This is a genomic window from Mesorhizobium loti CJ3sym (assembly GCF_000472785.1).
In the GTDB taxonomy this organism is placed as follows: Bacteria; Pseudomonadota; Alphaproteobacteria; order Rhizobiales; family Rhizobiaceae; genus Mesorhizobium; species Mesorhizobium loti_E.
Genome location: NZ_AXAL01000002.1, coordinates 436279 through 453030 on the forward strand (window position 1 = coordinate 436279; position 16752 = coordinate 453030).

At 63.2% G+C, this 16752-nt stretch carries 15 protein-coding genes; all 15 read left to right on the plus strand.

Features of this window, described 5'->3' with window-relative positions; all coding sequences use genetic code 11:
• Positions 1-9: 9 nt before the first annotated feature.
• The 15 genes from A3A9_RS0106715 (at position 10) to A3A9_RS0106785 (ending at position 16555) form a co-directional block, all read left to right on the plus strand.
• Complete coding sequence (locus tag A3A9_RS0106715; protein ID WP_027058090.1) at positions 10-1332, plus strand: NADH-quinone oxidoreductase subunit E; 1323 nt, start codon at positions 10-12, stop codon at positions 1330-1332.
• Positions 1333-1342: 10 nt separating this feature from the next.
• Entirely contained in the window at positions 1343-2647 is a 1305-nt protein-coding gene (gene nuoF, locus A3A9_RS0106720; RefSeq protein ID WP_027058091.1) for an NADH-quinone oxidoreductase subunit NuoF, read from the plus strand.
• A 78-nt stretch (positions 2648-2725) separates the two neighbouring features.
• Positions 2726-3421, plus strand: a complete 696-nt coding sequence (locus tag A3A9_RS0106725; protein ID WP_027058092.1) for an NADH-ubiquinone dehydrogenase — start codon at positions 2726-2728, stop codon at positions 3419-3421.
• A gap of 73 nt (positions 3422-3494) precedes the next feature.
• Complete coding sequence (gene nuoG, locus A3A9_RS0106730) at positions 3495-5576, plus strand: NADH-quinone oxidoreductase subunit NuoG (RefSeq protein WP_027058093.1); 2082 nt, start codon at positions 3495-3497, stop codon at positions 5574-5576.
• Positions 5577-5578: 2 nt separating this feature from the next.
• The gene (nuoH, locus tag A3A9_RS0106735; protein ID WP_027058094.1) at positions 5579-6622 is read left to right on the plus strand and encodes an NADH-quinone oxidoreductase subunit NuoH; all 1044 of its coding nucleotides are present in this window, start codon (positions 5579-5581) and stop codon (positions 6620-6622) included.
• The gene (gene nuoI, locus A3A9_RS0106740; RefSeq protein ID WP_027058095.1) at positions 6622-7113 is read left to right on the plus strand and encodes an NADH-quinone oxidoreductase subunit NuoI; all 492 of its coding nucleotides are present in this window, start codon (positions 6622-6624) and stop codon (positions 7111-7113) included. The genes nuoH and nuoI overlap by 1 nt, the downstream gene beginning before the upstream one ends.
• A 130-nt stretch (positions 7114-7243) precedes the next feature.
• Positions 7244-7864 carry an NADH-quinone oxidoreductase subunit J gene (locus A3A9_RS0106745; protein WP_027058096.1) on the plus strand — a complete coding sequence of 207 codons (621 nt, stop codon included), beginning with the start codon at positions 7244-7246 and terminating at the stop codon, positions 7862-7864.
• Position 7865: 1 nt separating this feature from the next.
• The gene (gene nuoK, locus A3A9_RS0106750) at positions 7866-8174 is read left to right on the plus strand and encodes an NADH-quinone oxidoreductase subunit NuoK (protein WP_019858930.1); all 309 of its coding nucleotides are present in this window, start codon (positions 7866-7868) and stop codon (positions 8172-8174) included.
• A 10-nt stretch (positions 8175-8184) separates the two neighbouring features.
• On the plus strand, positions 8185-10158 hold the full coding sequence (nuoL, locus tag A3A9_RS0106755; protein WP_027058097.1) for an NADH-quinone oxidoreductase subunit L: 1974 nt from the start codon (positions 8185-8187) through the stop codon (positions 10156-10158).
• A complete protein-coding gene (locus A3A9_RS0106760; RefSeq protein ID WP_027058098.1) occupies positions 10158-11663 on the plus strand; it encodes an NADH-quinone oxidoreductase subunit M in 1506 nt (501 codons plus the stop codon). The genes nuoL and A3A9_RS0106760 overlap by 1 nt, the downstream gene beginning before the upstream one ends.
• Positions 11664-11681: 18 nt before the next feature.
• Complete coding sequence (gene nuoN / locus A3A9_RS0106765) at positions 11682-13118, plus strand: NADH-quinone oxidoreductase subunit NuoN (RefSeq protein WP_027058099.1); 1437 nt, start codon at positions 11682-11684, stop codon at positions 13116-13118.
• Between the two features lie 5 nt (positions 13119-13123).
• Positions 13124-13945 carry a biotin--[acetyl-CoA-carboxylase] ligase gene (locus tag A3A9_RS0106770; RefSeq protein ID WP_027058100.1) on the plus strand — a complete coding sequence of 274 codons (822 nt, stop codon included), beginning with the start codon at positions 13124-13126 and terminating at the stop codon, positions 13943-13945.
• Between the two features lie 134 nt (positions 13946-14079).
• Complete coding sequence (locus A3A9_RS0106775; protein WP_027058101.1) at positions 14080-15750, plus strand: ribonuclease J; 1671 nt, start codon at positions 14080-14082, stop codon at positions 15748-15750.
• A gap of 119 nt (positions 15751-15869) precedes the next feature.
• Positions 15870-16274 carry a methylmalonyl-CoA epimerase gene (gene mce / locus A3A9_RS0106780; RefSeq protein ID WP_027058102.1) on the plus strand — a complete coding sequence of 135 codons (405 nt, stop codon included), beginning with the start codon at positions 15870-15872 and terminating at the stop codon, positions 16272-16274.
• On the plus strand, positions 16271-16555 hold the full coding sequence (locus tag A3A9_RS0106785) for a DUF1467 family protein (protein WP_027058103.1): 285 nt from the start codon (positions 16271-16273) through the stop codon (positions 16553-16555). The genes mce and A3A9_RS0106785 overlap by 4 nt, the downstream gene beginning before the upstream one ends.
• Positions 16556-16752: the final 197 nt, after the last annotated feature.

The following is a 16752-nucleotide window of genomic DNA, read 5'->3' on the forward strand; positions in this document are numbered from 1 at the left end:
TTGTCCTGAATGTCAGTCCGCCGTCTCGCAGAAGCCAGCGTCCAGCCAGCCTCCTTCGCCTTCAGCCGGGCGAACGCGGCAGCTGCGAAGCAATGGATCAAGAAATACCCGAAAGGCCGTGAGCAGTCGGCGATTATCCCGCTTCTGATGATTGCGCAGGAGCAGGAAGGCTGGGTCACCAAGGCGGCGATCGAGACGATTTCGGACATGCTGGGCATGCCGCGTATCCGCGGGCTCGAAGTCGCGACCTTCTACACACAGTACCAGCTCAATCCGGTCGGCACCCGTGCGCATATCCAGGTCTGCGGCACCACGCCGTGCATGCTGCGCGGCTCTGAAGCGCTGATGGATGTCTGCCGGTCGAAAATCCACCACGACCAGTTCCACACCAACGACAAGGGCACCTTGTCGTGGGAAGAGGTCGAGTGCCTCGGCGCCTGCGTCAACGCGCCGATGGTCATGGTCTTCAAGGATACGTTCGAGGATTTGACGCCGGAACGGCTGGCCGAGATCATCGATCTCTATGACGCCGGCAAGGGCGCTTCGGTGGCGCCTGGACCGCAGAATGGCCGCACCGGCTCGGAGCCGGCCTCCGGCCTGACGACGCTGAAGAGCGAAAAGGCGATCCTCAAGACCACGCGCGACAAGGAAGCCAAGGCGGCGACCAAGGCCGCCCAGAATGCGGCGCCGGCGGCCGCGGCCGCGCCAGTCGCAGCCGCGCCGGCCGCTCCTACGGCGCAAGCGCCGGCGGCCGCACCAGTGGCGCCGTCCAATGCCGGCAAGCCGAAGACCGACGCGCCGGAGACCAGCCCGGCGTTGAAGACGCCTTCGGCGACCAAAGTGGCGCCGGCGGCGGAGAAGGCGGAGAGCGTTTCGGCACCGCTGCATTCGGCCGCCAACGCCAACACGGCAGCGCCCGAGGTCGAGAAGGTCGCCAAGCAGCGCAATGGGCCGACGGCCAAGGCCGAACCGGCAGCTGCCGTGAAGGCGCCGGAAGCCAGGGCGCCGGAAGCCAAGGCTCCAGCCGCAAAGCCGGCAAAACCGTCGCTGGAGGACAAGAACCGTCCGGCCGGTATCGACAGGCCGGCTGCGGTCGACGATCTCAAGCTGATCTCCGGCGTCGGCCCGAAGATCGAGGGCATCCTGCACACGCTGGGCATTTTCACCTTCGCGCAGGTCGCTTCGTGGAAGAAGGCCGAGCGCGAGTGGGTGGACGGCTATCTCTCCTTCCACGGCCGCATCGACCGCGACGACTGGGTCAAGCAGGCCAAGGCGCTCGCCAAGGGCGGGGTCGCCGAATACATCCGCGTTTTCGGCAAGAAGCCGGTCTGAGGGACGAACAATGCTTCAGGACAAAGACCGCATCTTCAACAACATCTACGGCCTCTTCGACAAGTCGCTGGCCGGCGCGATATCGCGCGGCGCCTGGGACAACACGCCCGGCCTCGTCGCCAAGGGGCGCGACTGGATCGTCAACGAAATGAAGGCGTCGGGCTTGCGCGGCCGTGGCGGCGCCGGCTTCCCGACCGGTCTCAAATGGTCGTTCATGCCCAAGCAGAGCGACGGCCGGCCGAGCTACCTCGTCATCAACGCCGACGAATCCGAGCCTGGCACCTGCAAGGACCGGGACATCCTGCGCAACGACCCGCACACGCTGGTCGAGGGCGCGCTGCTCGCCGGCTTCGCCATGGGCGCGACTGCCGCCTACATCTATGTGCGCGGCGAGTTCATCCGCGAGCGCGAGGCGCTGCAGCGGGCCATCGAGGAGGCCTATGAGGCCAAGCTGATCGGCAAGGGCAACACGTCAGGCTACGATTTCGACGTCTACATGCACCACGGCGCCGGCGCCTATATTTGTGGCGAGGAGACCGCGCTGCTCGAAAGCCTGGAGGGCAAGAAGGGCCAGCCGAGGCTGAAGCCGCCATTCCCGGCCAATGTCGGCTTGTACGGTTGTCCGACAACGGTCAACAATGTCGAGTCCATCGCGGTGGCGCCGACCATCCTGCGCCGGGGCGCGGCTTGGTTCTCGTCCTTCGGCCGGCCCAACAATGTCGGCACCAAGCTGTTTTGCATTTCCGGCCACGTCAACAATCCGTGCACCGTCGAAGAGGCGATGTCGATCCCGTTCCGCGAGCTGATCGAGACGCATTGCGGCGGTATTCGCGGCGGCTGGGACAATCTGCTGGCGGTCATTCCAGGTGGCGCCTCGGTGCCCCTGGTACCGGCTGAGCAGATCATCGACGCACCAATGGATTTCGACGCGCTGCGCGATCTCAAGTCGGGCCTCGGCACGGCGGCAGTCATCGTCATGGACAAGTCGACCGATGTCGTGAAGGCGATCGCGCGGCTGTCTTATTTCTACAAGCATGAGAGCTGCGGCCAGTGCACGCCCTGCCGCGAAGGCACCGGCTGGATGTGGCGGGTGATGGAGCGGCTGGTGCGCGGCGAGGCGCAGAAGCGCGAGATCGACATGCTGCTCGACGTCACCAAGCAGATCGAGGGCCACACGATCTGCGCGCTTGGCGATGCTGCGGCATGGCCGATCCAGGGCCTGATGCGGCACTTCCGCGGCGAGGTGGAGCGGCGCATCGACGAATTTTCGCGCAACGCGCACCGTGCCGAACCGGTGATGGTGGCGGCGGAGTAGAAGAAGTTGTGAATGCGGGCGAAAGCCCGAAGCGAGAAGAACGGGGCGGGATAACGAAGAAACGACCAGGAGAACTCTATGGCGCCGTATTCGACACCCTACCCAATGATGCCCAATTTGGACCAGCTCGAGAAGATGAACCAGGACCTGACCAGGATGATGCCGAAGGAGATGGCCAGCGCCGTCAACCTTTTCGTGCACCCTGTCGCGGGTGCGGCGGCGATGTCGGCGCTCGGCATCGGGCTCGCCAACCATGCGTTCGGCGTCTGGCTTGGCGCGCTTTCGGGGGCGGCCGAGGCCTCGCAACGGCTGATGCAGCCTATCGTCGATGATTTCGAGGCGCGGGTCGGGACCTTCGGAGACACGAGCGTCTCCGCCACCAAGGCGCGGGCGACAGCCAAAACCATGATCGCCGAGGCGCAGTCCTTTGCGCAGGAAGTCACCGATATTGCAGCCCGGGAAGCCGCCACCATCGTGCCGGCGGCAAATGCTGCCCCGGCAACAAGCGAGGCGGCCGATGTGCTGCTGCCCGAAGACTTCAGGCAGCCCAAGGCGATGGACAGGCCGGCGAAACCGTCCGACCTCAAGGCGATATCGGGTATCGGCCCGAAACTGGAAAAGGTTCTCAACGGCCTGGGCATCTGGACCTATGCCCAGATTTCCGCATGGTCGCCGCAAGAGATCGCCTGGGTCGACGATTATCTGTCGTTCAAGGGCCGCATCGGCCGTGACGACTGGACTGCCCAGGCGACGGCGTTGGCCGCGAAGACGTGAATGAAATGTCGGGCGCGGCTTAAGTCGCGCCCGGGAAATGAGATTGCGGGAAATCCGCAGAGGTTTGAGGCGAATGGCAAAGCTCAAGGTCGACGGGAAAGAGATCACTGTACCCGACCACTACACGCTGCTGCAGGCGGCGGAAGACGCGGGCGCGGAAGTGCCGCGCTTCTGCTTCCATGAGCGGCTGTCGATCGCCGGCAATTGCCGCATGTGCCTGATCGAGGTGAAGGGAGGACCGCCCAAGCCGCAGGCCTCCTGCGCCATGAATGTGCGTGATCTTCGCCCGGGCCCCAATGGCGAGGCGCCGGAAATCTTCACCAACACGCCGATGGTCAAGAAGGCGCGGGAAGGCGTGATGGAATTCCTGCTCATCAACCATCCGTTGGACTGCCCGATCTGCGACCAGGGCGGTGAATGCGACCTGCAGGACCAGGCGATGGCCTTCGGTGTCGATTCCTCGCGCTATCACGAGAACAAGCGCGCCGTCGAAGACAAGTATATCGGCCCGCTGGTCAAGACGGTGATGAACCGCTGCATCCACTGCACGCGTTGCGTCCGCTTCACCACGGAAGTCGCCGGCATTTCCGAACTCGGCCTGATCGGCCGTGGCGAGGATGCCGAGATCACCACCTATCTCGAAAGCGCCATGACCTCGGAGCTGCAGGGCAATGTCATCGACCTGTGCCCGGTCGGCGCGCTGACCTCCAAGCCCTTCGCCTTCCAGGCACGGCCGTGGGAGCTGACCAAGACCGAATCGATCGACGTGATGGACGCCGTCGGCTCGGCGATCCGCGTCGATAGCCGTGGCCGCGAGGTGATGCGCATCCTGCCGCGCGTCAACGAGCAGGTGAACGAGGAGTGGATCTCCGACAAGACCCGCTTCATCTGGGACGGCCTGCGCACGCAGCGCCTCGATCGCCCCTATGTGCGCAAGGACGGCAAGCTGGTTCCAGCAAGCTGGGCCGAAGCATTCGCCGCGATCAAGGACGCGGTGTCGAAGGCGGCGCCCGAGAAGATCGGCGCCATTGCGGGCGATCTCGCCGCTGTCGAGGAAATCTACGCGCTGAAGCAGCTGATGGCGTCACTCGGTTCGAAGAACACCGACTGCCGCCAGGACGGTGCCGCTCTCGATCCGGCGCTCGGCCGCGCCAGCTACATCTTCAACCCGACCATCGAAGGTATCGAGCAGGCCGACGCGGTGCTGATCATCGGCGCCAATCCTCGCTACGAGGCCTCGGTGCTCAACGCCCGCATCCGCAAGCGCTGGCGGGTCGGCAATCTGCCGGTCGGTGTCATCGGCGATGTCGGCGACACGCGCTATGACTACGAACAACTGGGCGCCGGCCCGGACTCACTGAAGGATCTGGCCGACGGCAAGGGCAAGTTCTTCCAGGTGCTCAAGAACGCGACGCACCCGCTGATCATCGTTGGCCAGGGCGCGCTGGCGCGGGCCGATGGCGCGGCCGTGCTTGGCCAGGCGGCGAAGCTTGCGGCTGCCGTCAATGCTTCCCGTGCGGACTGGAACGGTTTTGCGGTGTTGCACACTGCAGCCGGCCGCGTCGGTGGCCTCGATGTCGGCTTCGTGCCGGGCGAGGGCGGCAAGGATGTTGCCGGCATGCTTGGTGAGACGGACGTGCTGTTCCTGCTCGGCGCCGACGAGATCGACATGGGCAAGACCGGCGGCGCCTTCGTCGTCTATATCGGCACCCATGGCGACCAGGGCGCGCACCGCGCCAATGTCATCCTGCCGGCGGCCGCCTACACCGAAAAGTCGGCCACCTATGTCAACACCGAAGGCCGCGTGCAGCAGACCAACCGCGCCGGCTTCGCGCCGGGCGATGCCCGCGAAGACTGGGCGATCCTGCGGGCGCTGTCCGACGTGCTGGGCAAGAAGCTGCCGTTCGACTCGCTGCCGCAACTGCGTGCCAAACTCTATGGCGAATACCCGCATCTGGCCCGCATCGACCACGTCGAGCCGGGCAATGCCGAGGATATCGCCAATGTGGCGAAGCTCGGCGGGCAGCTCAACAAAGGCACCTTCACCTCGCCGGTTCACGATTTCTACCTGACCAACCCGATCGCGCGGGCGTCCGCCGTGATGGCGGAATGCTCGGCACTGGCCAAGAGCGGCTTCAAGCAGGCGGCGGAATAAGCATGGAAACCTTCTTCTCCTTCTACGTGCTGCCGGCGCTGATCATTCTGCTGAAATCGGTCGTGCTGATCGTTATCCTGCTGATTTTCGTGGCCTATATCCTCTATGCCGACCGCAAGATCTGGGCGGCGGTGCAGTTGCGCCGTGGCCCGAACGTGGTCGGCCCGTGGGGCACGCTGCAGGCCTTCGCCGATCTATTGAAGTTCGTCTTCAAGGAGCCGGTGATCCCGTCAGGCGCCAACAAGGGCGTGTTCCTTTTGGCGCCGCTGGTGTCGGCCGTGCTGGCGATCTCGGCCTGGGCGGTCATTCCGGTCAATGAGGGCTGGGCCGTCGCCAACGTCAATGTCGGCATCCTCTATGTCTTCGCCATCTCCTCGCTCGAGGTCTATGGCGTGATCATGGGCGGCTGGGCGTCCAACTCGAAATATCCGTTCCTCGGCGCATTGCGTTCGGCGGCGCAGATGGTGTCCTACGAAGTCTCGATCGGTTTCGTCATCGTCACGGTGCTGCTCACCGCTGGGTCGCTCAACCTGACCGACATCGTGCTGTCGCAGCATGACGGGATTGGCACGCGGCTTGGCCTGCCCAACACCTTCCTCGACTGGAACTGGCTGTGCCTGTTCCCGATGTTCATCATCTTCTTCATCTCGGCGCTGGCCGAGACTAACCGTCCACCCTTCGACCTGGTCGAGGCCGAATCGGAACTGGTCGCCGGCCACATGGTCGAATATTCGTCGACGCCGTTCCTTTTGTTCTTCCTCGGCGAGTATGTCGCCATCGTGCTGATGTGCGCGCTGGCCACTATCCTGTTCCTCGGCGGCTGGCTGCCACCCTTCGACTTCGCCCCCTTCACCTGGGTGCCGGGCGTCATCTGGTTCGTGCTGAAGGTCTGCTTAGTGTTCTTCGGCATCTCCATGGTGAAGGCCTTCGTGCCGCGCTATCGCTACGACCAGCTGATGCGGCTTGGCTGGAAAGTGTTCCTGCCGATCTCGCTTTTCATGGTCGTCGCCACCGCGGCCTTCCTCAAGATCACGGGGTTTGCGTGATGTCCGCTCTTGGCCAAGCCGCAAAATCGCTGCTGCTGCAGGATTTCGTCAGTGCCTTCCTCCTGTCGATGCGCCAGTTCTTCGCGCCGAAGGAGACGATCAACTATCCGCACGAGAAGGGGCCGACCAGCCCGCGCTTCCGTGGCGAGCACGCGCTGCGCCGCTATCCCAATGGCGAGGAACGCTGCATCGCCTGCAAACTGTGCGAGGCGATCTGCCCGGCGCAGGCGATCACCATCGAGGCCGGCCCGCGCCGCAATGACGGCACGCGCCGCACGGTGCGTTATGACATCGACATGGTGAAGTGCATCTATTGCGGCTTCTGCCAGGAAGCCTGCCCGGTCGATGCCATCGTCGAGGGGCCGAATTTCGAGTTCGCGACGGAGACGCGCGAGGAACTCTACTACGACAAGGACAGGCTGTTGGCGAATGGCGACCGGTGGGAGCGCGAACTGGCGCGCAACATCTCGCTGGACTCGCCCTACCGCTGATATTTGACGCATGGACGGGGCGAGGGGCCTCGTCTAAGGACACAACGAAACTTGCCGACCGGAGGCGGTGGCAAGCAAGATCGGGCAAGACGCAGGCGTCGTGTCCGGACAGGAACCCGGGGGATCCCCAATGTTGAGTGGACTAGAGGCGGCCTTTTTCTACCTCTTCGCCTTTGTCGCGGTGGCGTCGGCGTTCATGGTCATTTCGTCGCGCAACCCCGTGCATTCGGTGCTGTTCCTGATCCTGACCTTCTTCAACGCCGCCGGCCTGTTCATGCTGACCGGCGCCGAGTTCCTGGCGATGATCCTGCTCGTCGTCTATGTCGGCGCGGTCATGGTGCTGTTCCTGTTCGTCGTCATGATGCTCGACGTCGATTTCGCCGAACTGAAGAGTGGCGCCCTGCAATATGCGCCGATCGGCGCGCTGGTCGGGCTGATCCTGGCGGCGGAGCTGATCGTCGTGCTGGGCGGCTATACTTTCGCGCCGAAACTGGCCGCGACGGTCTCGAAGCCTATTCCCGATCTCGCGACGCGCTCCAACACGGCCGCCCTCGGCGACATCCTCTATACCGACTACCTCTACTACTTCCAGATTTCGGGCCTCATCCTGCTGGTTGCCATGATCGGCGCCATCGTTTTGACGCTGCGCCACAAGGAAGGGGTCAAGCGGCAGTCGATCGCAGCCCAGGTCGGCCGCACGCCGGCGACAGGCATGGAAATACGCAAGGTCAAGTCGGGCGAAGGAGTCTGAGATGGTCGTCGGCATCGCACATTATCTGACCGTATCGGCAATCCTGTTCACGCTCGGCGTGTTCGGCATCTTCCTGAATCGCAAGAACGTCATCGTCATCCTGATGTCGGTCGAGCTGATCCTGCTGGCGGTCAACATCAATTTCGTCGCCTTTTCGGCCGCACTTGGCGATCTGGTCGGCCAGGTGTTCGCGCTGTTCGTGCTGACGGTCGCGGCGGCCGAGGCTGCCATCGGACTTGCCATTCTCGTCGTCTTCTTCCGCAACCGCGGCTCGATCGCGGTCGAAGACGTGAACATGATGAAGGGTTGACGGAACCACCATGTATCAGGCCATCGTCTTCCTTCCACTGCTCGGCTTCCTGATCGTCGGCCTGTTCGGCAATTCGCTTGGAGCCAAGGCATCCGAATACATCACCTCAGGTTTCCTGGTGATTTCGGCTGTTCTGTCGTGGGTTGCCTTCTTCAGCGTCGGCTTCGGCCATGGCGAGGTGTTCGTCGTGCCGGTGCTGCACTGGATCCAGTCGGGTGGCCTCGACGTCTCCTGGGCGCTGCGCATCGATACGCTGACGGTGGTGATGCTGGTGGTGGTCAACACCGTGTCGGCGCTGGTTCACATCTATTCGATCGGCTACATGCACCACGATCCGAACCGGCCGCGTTTCTTCGCCTATCTGTCGCTGTTCACCTTCGCCATGCTGATGCTGGTGACGGCCGACAATCTGGTGCAGATGTTCTTTGGCTGGGAAGGGGTGGGCCTCGCGTCCTACCTGCTGATCGGCTTCTGGTACAAGAAGCCGTCGGCCAATGCCGCGGCCATCAAGGCCTTCGTCGTCAACCGCGTCGGCGATTTCGGCTTCGCACTCGGCATCTTCGGCTTGTTCGTGCTGTTCGGCTCGGTCAATCTCGGCACCATCTTCACCAACGCAGCAACGTTCATTCCGGCTGAAGGCGCGCCGCAAGGTGCGGCCGTGCTGACCTTCCTCGGTCATGCGCTGGACAAGCAGTCGGCGATGACCATCGTCTGCCTGCTGCTCTTCATGGGCGCCATGGGCAAGTCGGCGCAGGTGCCGCTGCACACCTGGCTGCCGGATGCCATGGAAGGCCCGACGCCTGTCTCGGCACTCATCCATGCCGCCACCATGGTGACGGCCGGCGTGTTCATGCTGGCACGGCTTTCGCCGCTGTTCGAACTGTCGCATTCGGCGCTGACGGTGGTCACCTTCATCGGCGCCTTCACCGCCTTCTTCGCGGCGACCGTCGGTCTCGTGCAGAACGACATCAAGCGCGTCATCGCCTATTCTACCTGCTCGCAGCTCGGCTACATGTTCGTCGCGCTCGGCGTCGGCGCCTATGGCGCGGCGATCTTCCATCTGTTCACGCACGCCTTCTTCAAGGCGCTGCTGTTCCTCGGTTCTGGCTCGGTCATCCATGCCGTTTCCGACGAGCAGGATATGCGCAAGATGGGCGGCCTGCGGAAGCTGATCCCGACCACCTACTGGATGATGGTGATCGGCACGCTGGCGCTGACCGGCGTCGGCATTCCCGTGACCGTCATCGGCACCGCCGGCTTCTTCTCCAAGGATGCCATCATCGAGAGCGCCTTTGCCGGGCACAATTCGGTCGCTGGCCTAGCCTTCGTGCTTTTGGTCATCGCCGCCTGCTTCACCTCCTTCTACTCGTGGCGCCTGATCTTCATGACCTTCCACGGCAAGCCGCGGGCGAGCCATGAGGTGATGCACCACGTCCATGAATCGCCACCGGTTATGCTGGTGCCGCTGTTCATCCTGGCCGCCGGCGCGCTGTTTGCCGGCATCATCTTCCACAGCTCCTTCATCGGCGAAGGCTATGCCGAGTTCTGGAAGGCATCGCTGTTCACGCTGCCGGACAACCACATTCTGCACCAGATCGAAGAACTGCCGCTGTGGGTCGAGCTGTCGCCCTTCATCGCCATGCTGATCGGATTTGCGTTGGCCTGGAAATTCTACATCCGCTCGCCGGAAATGCCGGTGAACCTGGCCAAGCAGAATCGCGGGCTCTACGCCTTCCTGCTCAACAAGTGGTATTTCGACGAGCTCTACGACTTCCTGTTCGTGCGGCCGGCCAAGCGCCTCGGCTACTTCCTGTGGAAGACCGGTGATGGCACCATCATCGACGGGCTCGGACCGGATGGCATTTCGGCGCGCGTCGTCGACGTCACCAACCGCGTCGTCAAGCTGCAGACCGGCTACCTCTACCATTATGCCTTCGCCATGCTGATCGGCGTTGCCGCACTCGTCACCTGGATGATGCTCTGATGACCGCCTGGCCAATCCTCTCGCTGGTCACCTTCCTGCCGCTGGTTGGTGTGCTGCTGATCCTGTTCATCAACGATGACAGCGAAAACGCACGCCGTAACATCCGCGCCATCGCGCTGCTAACGACGACGTTCACCTTCATCATCTCGCTGTTCATCTGGACCGGCTTCGACAATTCGCAGGCCGGCTTCCAGTTCGTCGAAAAGGTCGCCTGGCTCGACTCCGGCATCTCCTACCACATGGGCGTCGACGGCATTTCCATGCTGTTCGTCATCCTGACGACCTTCCTGATGCCGCTCTGCATCCTGGCTTCGTGGGAATCGATCGAGAAGCGCGTCAAGGCCTACATGATCGCCTTCCTGCTGCTCGAGACACTGATGATCGGCGTGTTCTGCGCGCTGGACATCGTGCTCTTCTACGTCTTCTTCGAGGCCGGCCTGATCCCGATGTTCATCATCATCGGCGTCTGGGGCGGCAAGCGGCGCGTCTACGCCTCGTTCAAGTTCTTCCTCTATACGCTCGCCGGCTCGGTGCTGATGCTTCTTGCCATCATGGCGATGTTCTATCAGTCCGGCACGACCGACATCCCGACGCTGTTGACCCACAGCTTCCCGGCCAACATGCAGACTTGGCTATTCCTCGCCTTCTTCGCCTCTTTCGCGGTGAAGATGCCGATGTGGCCGGTGCACACCTGGCTCCCCGATGCTCACGTCGAAGCGCCAACGGCCGGCTCGGTCATCCTGGCCGGCATTCTCCTGAAGATGGGCGGGTACGGCTTCCTGCGCTTCTCCTTGCCGATGTTCCCGCTGGCATCCGAAATGTTCGCGCCGCTGGTGTTCACGCTCTCGGTCGTCGCCATCATCTACACCTCGCTGGTGGCGCTGATGCAGCAGGACATGAAGAAGCTGATCGCCTATTCGTCGGTCGCCCATATGGGCTTCGTCACCATGGGCATCTTCGCCATGAACCAGGAAGGCGTACAGGGCGCGATCTTCCAGATGCTCAGCCACGGTCTGGTCTCGGGCGCGCTGTTCCTGTGTGTCGGCGTCATCTACGACCGCATGCACACGCGTGAGATCGACGCCTATGGTGGCCTGGTCAACAACATGCCGAAATACGCCACCGTGTTCCTGATCTTCACCATGGCCAATGTCGGCCTTCCGGGTACATCAGGTTTCATCGGCGAATTCCTGACCATGCTCGGCGTGTTCCGGGTCAACACCTGGGTGGCATTCTTCGCCGCCACCGGCGTCATCCTGTCAGCTGCCTACGCGCTCTGGCTCTATCGCCGGGTGATCTTCGGCGCGCTGACCAAGGACAGCCTGAAGGGGCTGCTCGATCTTTCGGCGCGCGAGAAGGTCATCATCTACCCGCTGGTGGTGCTGGTCATCTTCTTCGGCGTCTATCCCGCTCCCGTCTTCGACGCGACGGCCCAATCGGTCAAGTCACTCGTCACCAATGTCACCGCATCCATCGGCGCCGCGCAGACCGCGGCGGCGAACTGACCAGAGGTTTTGCGAACCATGACGCCGGACCTACTCTCCAGCCTGTCGCTCTCGACGCCCGAGCTGATCCTTGCCATCGGCGCGCTGGCGCTGCTCATGGTCGGCGCCTATTCGCGCGCCAACACCAGCACACTGGTGACCGGCCTTGCCGTGGCCGTGCTGGTCATCGCTGGTGCCTGGCTGATCTTCCGGACCGGGGACGGCAACGCCTATGGGCACGCCTTCGTCCAGGATTCGTTTTCCCGCTTCATGAAGGTGCTGGCACTGGTCGGCTCGGCGGTGACGCTGATCATGTCGGGGCGCTTCGCCAAGGCGGAGCATTTCGACAAGTTCGAATATCCGGTGCTGATCCTGCTTTGCACGCTGGGCATGATGCTGATGATCTCCGCCAACAGCATGATCGGGCTCTATCTCGGTCTCGAACTGCAATCGCTGGCGATCTACGTGCTGGCGGCGATCAACCGCGATAACCTGCGTTCGACGGAAGCCGGCCTCAAATACTTCGTCCTCGGCGCGCTGTCTTCGGGCATGCTGCTCTATGGTATCAGCCTGGTCTATGGCTACACCGGCAATACCGGCTTCCAGGAGATCGCGACGGCGCTCGGCAGCGGCGAGCGCCAGCTTGGGCTGGTCTTCGGCCTGGTCTTCGTGCTGGCCGGCCTGGCCTTCAAGATCTCGGCGGTGCCGTTCCACATGTGGACGCCCGACGTCTATGAAGGCGCACCGACGCCGGTGACCGCCTTCCTGGCGGCGGCCCCGAAGATGGCGGCGATGGCGCTGATCGTGCGCGTGACCATGGGCGCGTTCAAGCCGATCGCCGCCGACTGGCAGCAGATCATCGTCTTCATCTCGATCGCCTCGATGGCGCTTGGCGCTTTCGCCGCGATCGGCCAGACCAACATCAAGCGCCTGATGGCTTATTCCTCGATCGGCCACATGGGCTACGCACTGGTCGGCCTTGCGGCCAACAGCCAGGCCGGCGTGCGCGGCGTTGCCATCTACATGCTGATCTATCTGGTGATGACGCTCGGCACGTTTGCCTTCATCCTCGCCATGCGGCGCAAGGAAGGCAATGTCGAGCAGATCAGCGATCTGGCCGGTCTCTCATCGACCAACCCGATCATGGCGACGATCCTGACCATCTTGATGTTCTCGCTGGCCGGCATCCCGCCGCTCGCCGGCTTCTGGGGGAAGTGGTACGTCTTCCTGGCCGCCATCAACGCGCACCTCTACGCGCTGGCGATCATCGGCGTGCTGGCCTCCGTGGTGGGCGCCTATTACTACCTGCGCATCATCAAGATCATGTGGTTCGACGAACCGGTCGGTGGCTTCGTGCCGATGGCCAGCGAATTGCGTGTCGTGCTCGGCGTCAGCGGCGCCTTCGTGCTGTTCTATGTGCTGATCGGCGGCCCGATCGGCACCTATGCCGAAGCCGCCGCCAAGACGTTTTTCTAGACGGAATGGCATTTCGGCTGGCCCCAACCTCGGCGTCGGAAGGGTTCCGGCTCGAGGCCCATGACAGCGTCGGTTCCACCAATACGGTGGCGCTGGACCACGCAAGGGCAGGCGACCCTGGTAAATTGTGGGTCGTTTCCAAGAAGCAGGAAAGCGGGCGTGGCCGGCGCGGCCGCGCCTGGGTATCGCCCGAAGGCAATCTGGCGGCGACCTTGCTCGTCCTCACCGGCGGTGAGCTTCGCCTTGCCGCAACACTGGGTTTCGTCGCCGGCCTCTCGCTTGCCGACGCGCTCGATGCGGTGGTGCCGAAGGGCCGCATCGCCATCGGGCTCGATGGTGCAAGCCAGGGTCAAAACCGTTTCGAGTTGAAATGGCCGAACGACGTGCTTGCTTCCGGGGTGAAGCTCGCCGGCATTCTGCTGGAGTCGGCAATACTGGATGGCGGCCGCTTCGCGGTCGCCGTCGGCATCGGCGTCAATGTGGTGGCGCATCCCCCGGATTTGCCGTATCCCGCGACATCGCTGCAGGCTCTCGGCGCGACATGCGACGCGGAAACGCTGTTCCTGGCGCTGTCGGATGCCTGGAGCGAGAATGCCCGCCTGTGGGATGAAGGGCGCGGTCTTGGCGCCGTCAGGCGGCGCTGGCTGGCGCGCGCGGCGGGGCTTGGCGGCGAGGTTGCTGTCAGAATTGACGGTAATGTGGTGCGTGGGGTGTTCGAGACCATTGACGAAGACTGTCGTTTCGTGATCCGCGACGATGAGGGATCTGTTGTGACGGTCGCAGCCGGCGACGTGCATTTCGGCGCGGTTGCATCCGCGCGGGTCTAGAGCGGCTCATTGTTCGATACGAACAATGACGGCTATAACTGTTTGTTTATGCGCAATTCCTGTGGGGAAGCCATTACACGCTTTTCCTGGAATTGCTCCAACGGCTTGGCCTGAGGGCCAGGAAGGATAAAATCATGGCGAAAGCCGAAAACGCTGAACTCGTCTTCGTGCCGCTTGGCGGCGTGGGCGAGATCGGCATGAACTTCGCTCTCTATGGCTACGGTCCGCCGAGCGCGCGCGAATGGATCGTCATCGATGTCGGTGTCACCTTTCCAGATGCCAGCCTGCCCGGCGTCGACCTGGTGCTGCCCGATACGCGCTTCATCGAGGAGAACCTCGCCAATCTGCGCGGCATCATCATCACCCACGCGCATGAGGACCATTATGGCGCGCTGCTCGACACCTGGCCGAAGCTGAAAGCACCGGTCTGGATGACGCCGTTCAGCGCCGGCTTGCTGGACGCCAAGCGGCAGGGCGAACAAGGCGCGCCGAAAATCCCGGTGACGATCTATCGGGCCGGCGAAAAATTCACGGTCGGTCCATTCGAGATCGAAGCCATTCCGGTGGCGCATTCCATTCCCGAGCCGATGTCGCTGGCCATCACCACGCCGGCCGGCACCGTCATCCACACCGGAGACTGGAAGATCGATCCCGAGCCGACGATCGGGCCCAAGACCGACGAGGCGCGTTTCCGCGCCTATGGCGACAAGGGCGTGCTGGCGCTGATCTGCGATTCGACCAACGCGCTGCGTGAAGGCGAATCGCCTTCGGAAGTCGCCGTGGGCGAGGGCCTAAGGGGCGTCATCCAGAGTGCTGTCGGCCGCGTCGCCGTCACCACCTTCTCCTCCAATGTCGGGCGCATCGTCTCCATCGCCAGGGCGGCACGCGATGCCGGCCGCCAGTGCCTGGTGCTGGGACGCTCGCTGAAGCGCGTCATCGATGTCGCCGGCGAACTCGGCTACATGGACGGCCTGCCGGAATTCATCGCCGAGGAGGACTTCGGCTTCATCCCGCGCGAAAACCTCGTCATCATCTGCACCGGCAGCCAGGGCGAGCCGCTGGCGGCACTGGCGAAACTGTCGCGCGACGAGATGAAATCGGTGTCGCTGACGGCCGGCGACACGGTGGTGTTTTCCTCGCGCACCATTCCCGGCAACGAGAAGGCGATTCTCGAGATCAAGAATCGTCTCATCGATCTCGGCATAAAGATCATCGAGGACGGCGATGCGCTGGTGCATGTCTCCGGCCATCCCCGCCGCAGCGAATTGCGCAAGATGTATGAATGGGTGCGCCCGCAGATCGGCGTTCCCGTGCATGGCGAGGCGGCGCATCTGGTGGCGCAGGGATCGCTGATGTCGACCTCCGGCATCGGGCAGGTGGCGCAGGTGCGGGACGGTGACATGTTGCGGCTCGCGCCCGGTCCCGCCACCATCATCGACCAGGTGCCGTTCGGCCGCATCTACAAGGACGGCAGGCTGATCGGCACCGACCAGGCGATGGGCATTCGCGACCGGCGCAAATTGTCCTTTGCCGGCCATGTCGCGGTCAATGTCGTGCTCGACGACAAATATGAGCTGGCCGGCGACCCCGACCTGGTCGCCATCGGTGTCGCCGAGGCCGATGCCAGCGGCGAGGCGCTGGAAGATTTGATGATCGACGCGGCCGTTGGCGCCGTGGACTCGATTCCCCGCCAGCGCCGCAAAGACCTCGACCTGGTGCAGGAAGCGGTGCGTCGCGCGGTGCGCGGTGCGGCCAACGAAGCCTGGGGCAAGAAGCCACTGGTGACGGTGTTCGTCACACGATGACGAACAGAGGAATAACGGCAGTAGGGCAGTAGGGAAACCAAGTCGTGTAGTACTCGGCCTTCAGGCCGTTTTCCCTACTGTCTTATTGCCCTACTCCCTCCCTTTATACGGAGCACTTCATGCTCGGACGATTGAACCATGTCGCGCTTGCGGTGCCGGATCTTGCCGCCGCCGTTGCTGCTTACCGCAACACGCTCGGCGCCGAGGTGACGGAGCCGCAGGCTTTGCCGGAGCATGGTGTCACCGTGGTGTTCGTCAATGTCGGCAACACCAAGATCGAATTGCTGGAGCCTTTGGGTGAGGGCTCGCCGATCGCAGCGTTCCTTGCGAAAAACCCGTCCGGCGGCATGCATCACCTCTGCTATGAGGTCGACGACATCCTCGCCGCGCGCGATCAGCTCAAGGCGGCCGGCGCCCGCGTGCTGGGCGACGGCAACCCGAAGATCGGCGCCCATGGCAAGCCGGTGCTGTTCCTGCACCCGAAGGATTTCTTCGGCACGCTGATCGAACTGGAACAATCATGAGCTGGATTTCGTTCACCGCCCTGTTTTTTGCGACCTGGTGGGTGGTGCTGTTTGTCGTGCTGCCGTTCAGCGTCAGGACGCAGGATGACGATCATGACGTGACGCTGGGCACGGTTGCGAGTGCGCCGCGTGGGCCGCACATGCTGCGCGCCGTGATCCGCACCACCATCGTTACGGCGATCGTGATGGGCATTTTCTATGGCCTGACGCACGGGCTGGGATACAGCGTCGACGACCTCGCGCGCATCATGCCGGATTTCGGCGAGACCCCGGCGAAATAGACCTCTCGGTAAGGGCGCTCCGACGCCATCGGTGCAATGCGGGTGGGGATCGCGATGCCGTCAGGTTGCGCGGCCGTAAGCTTGCTGACGCAAGGTCACGTAGTCTGGTAACTCGCCGCGCTAACCAAGTGATTGCACAAAAAAAATGCAAGGCACAAGGCCTTGCAATTAAACGCGTCCGATCTGTTTCCGGCTTC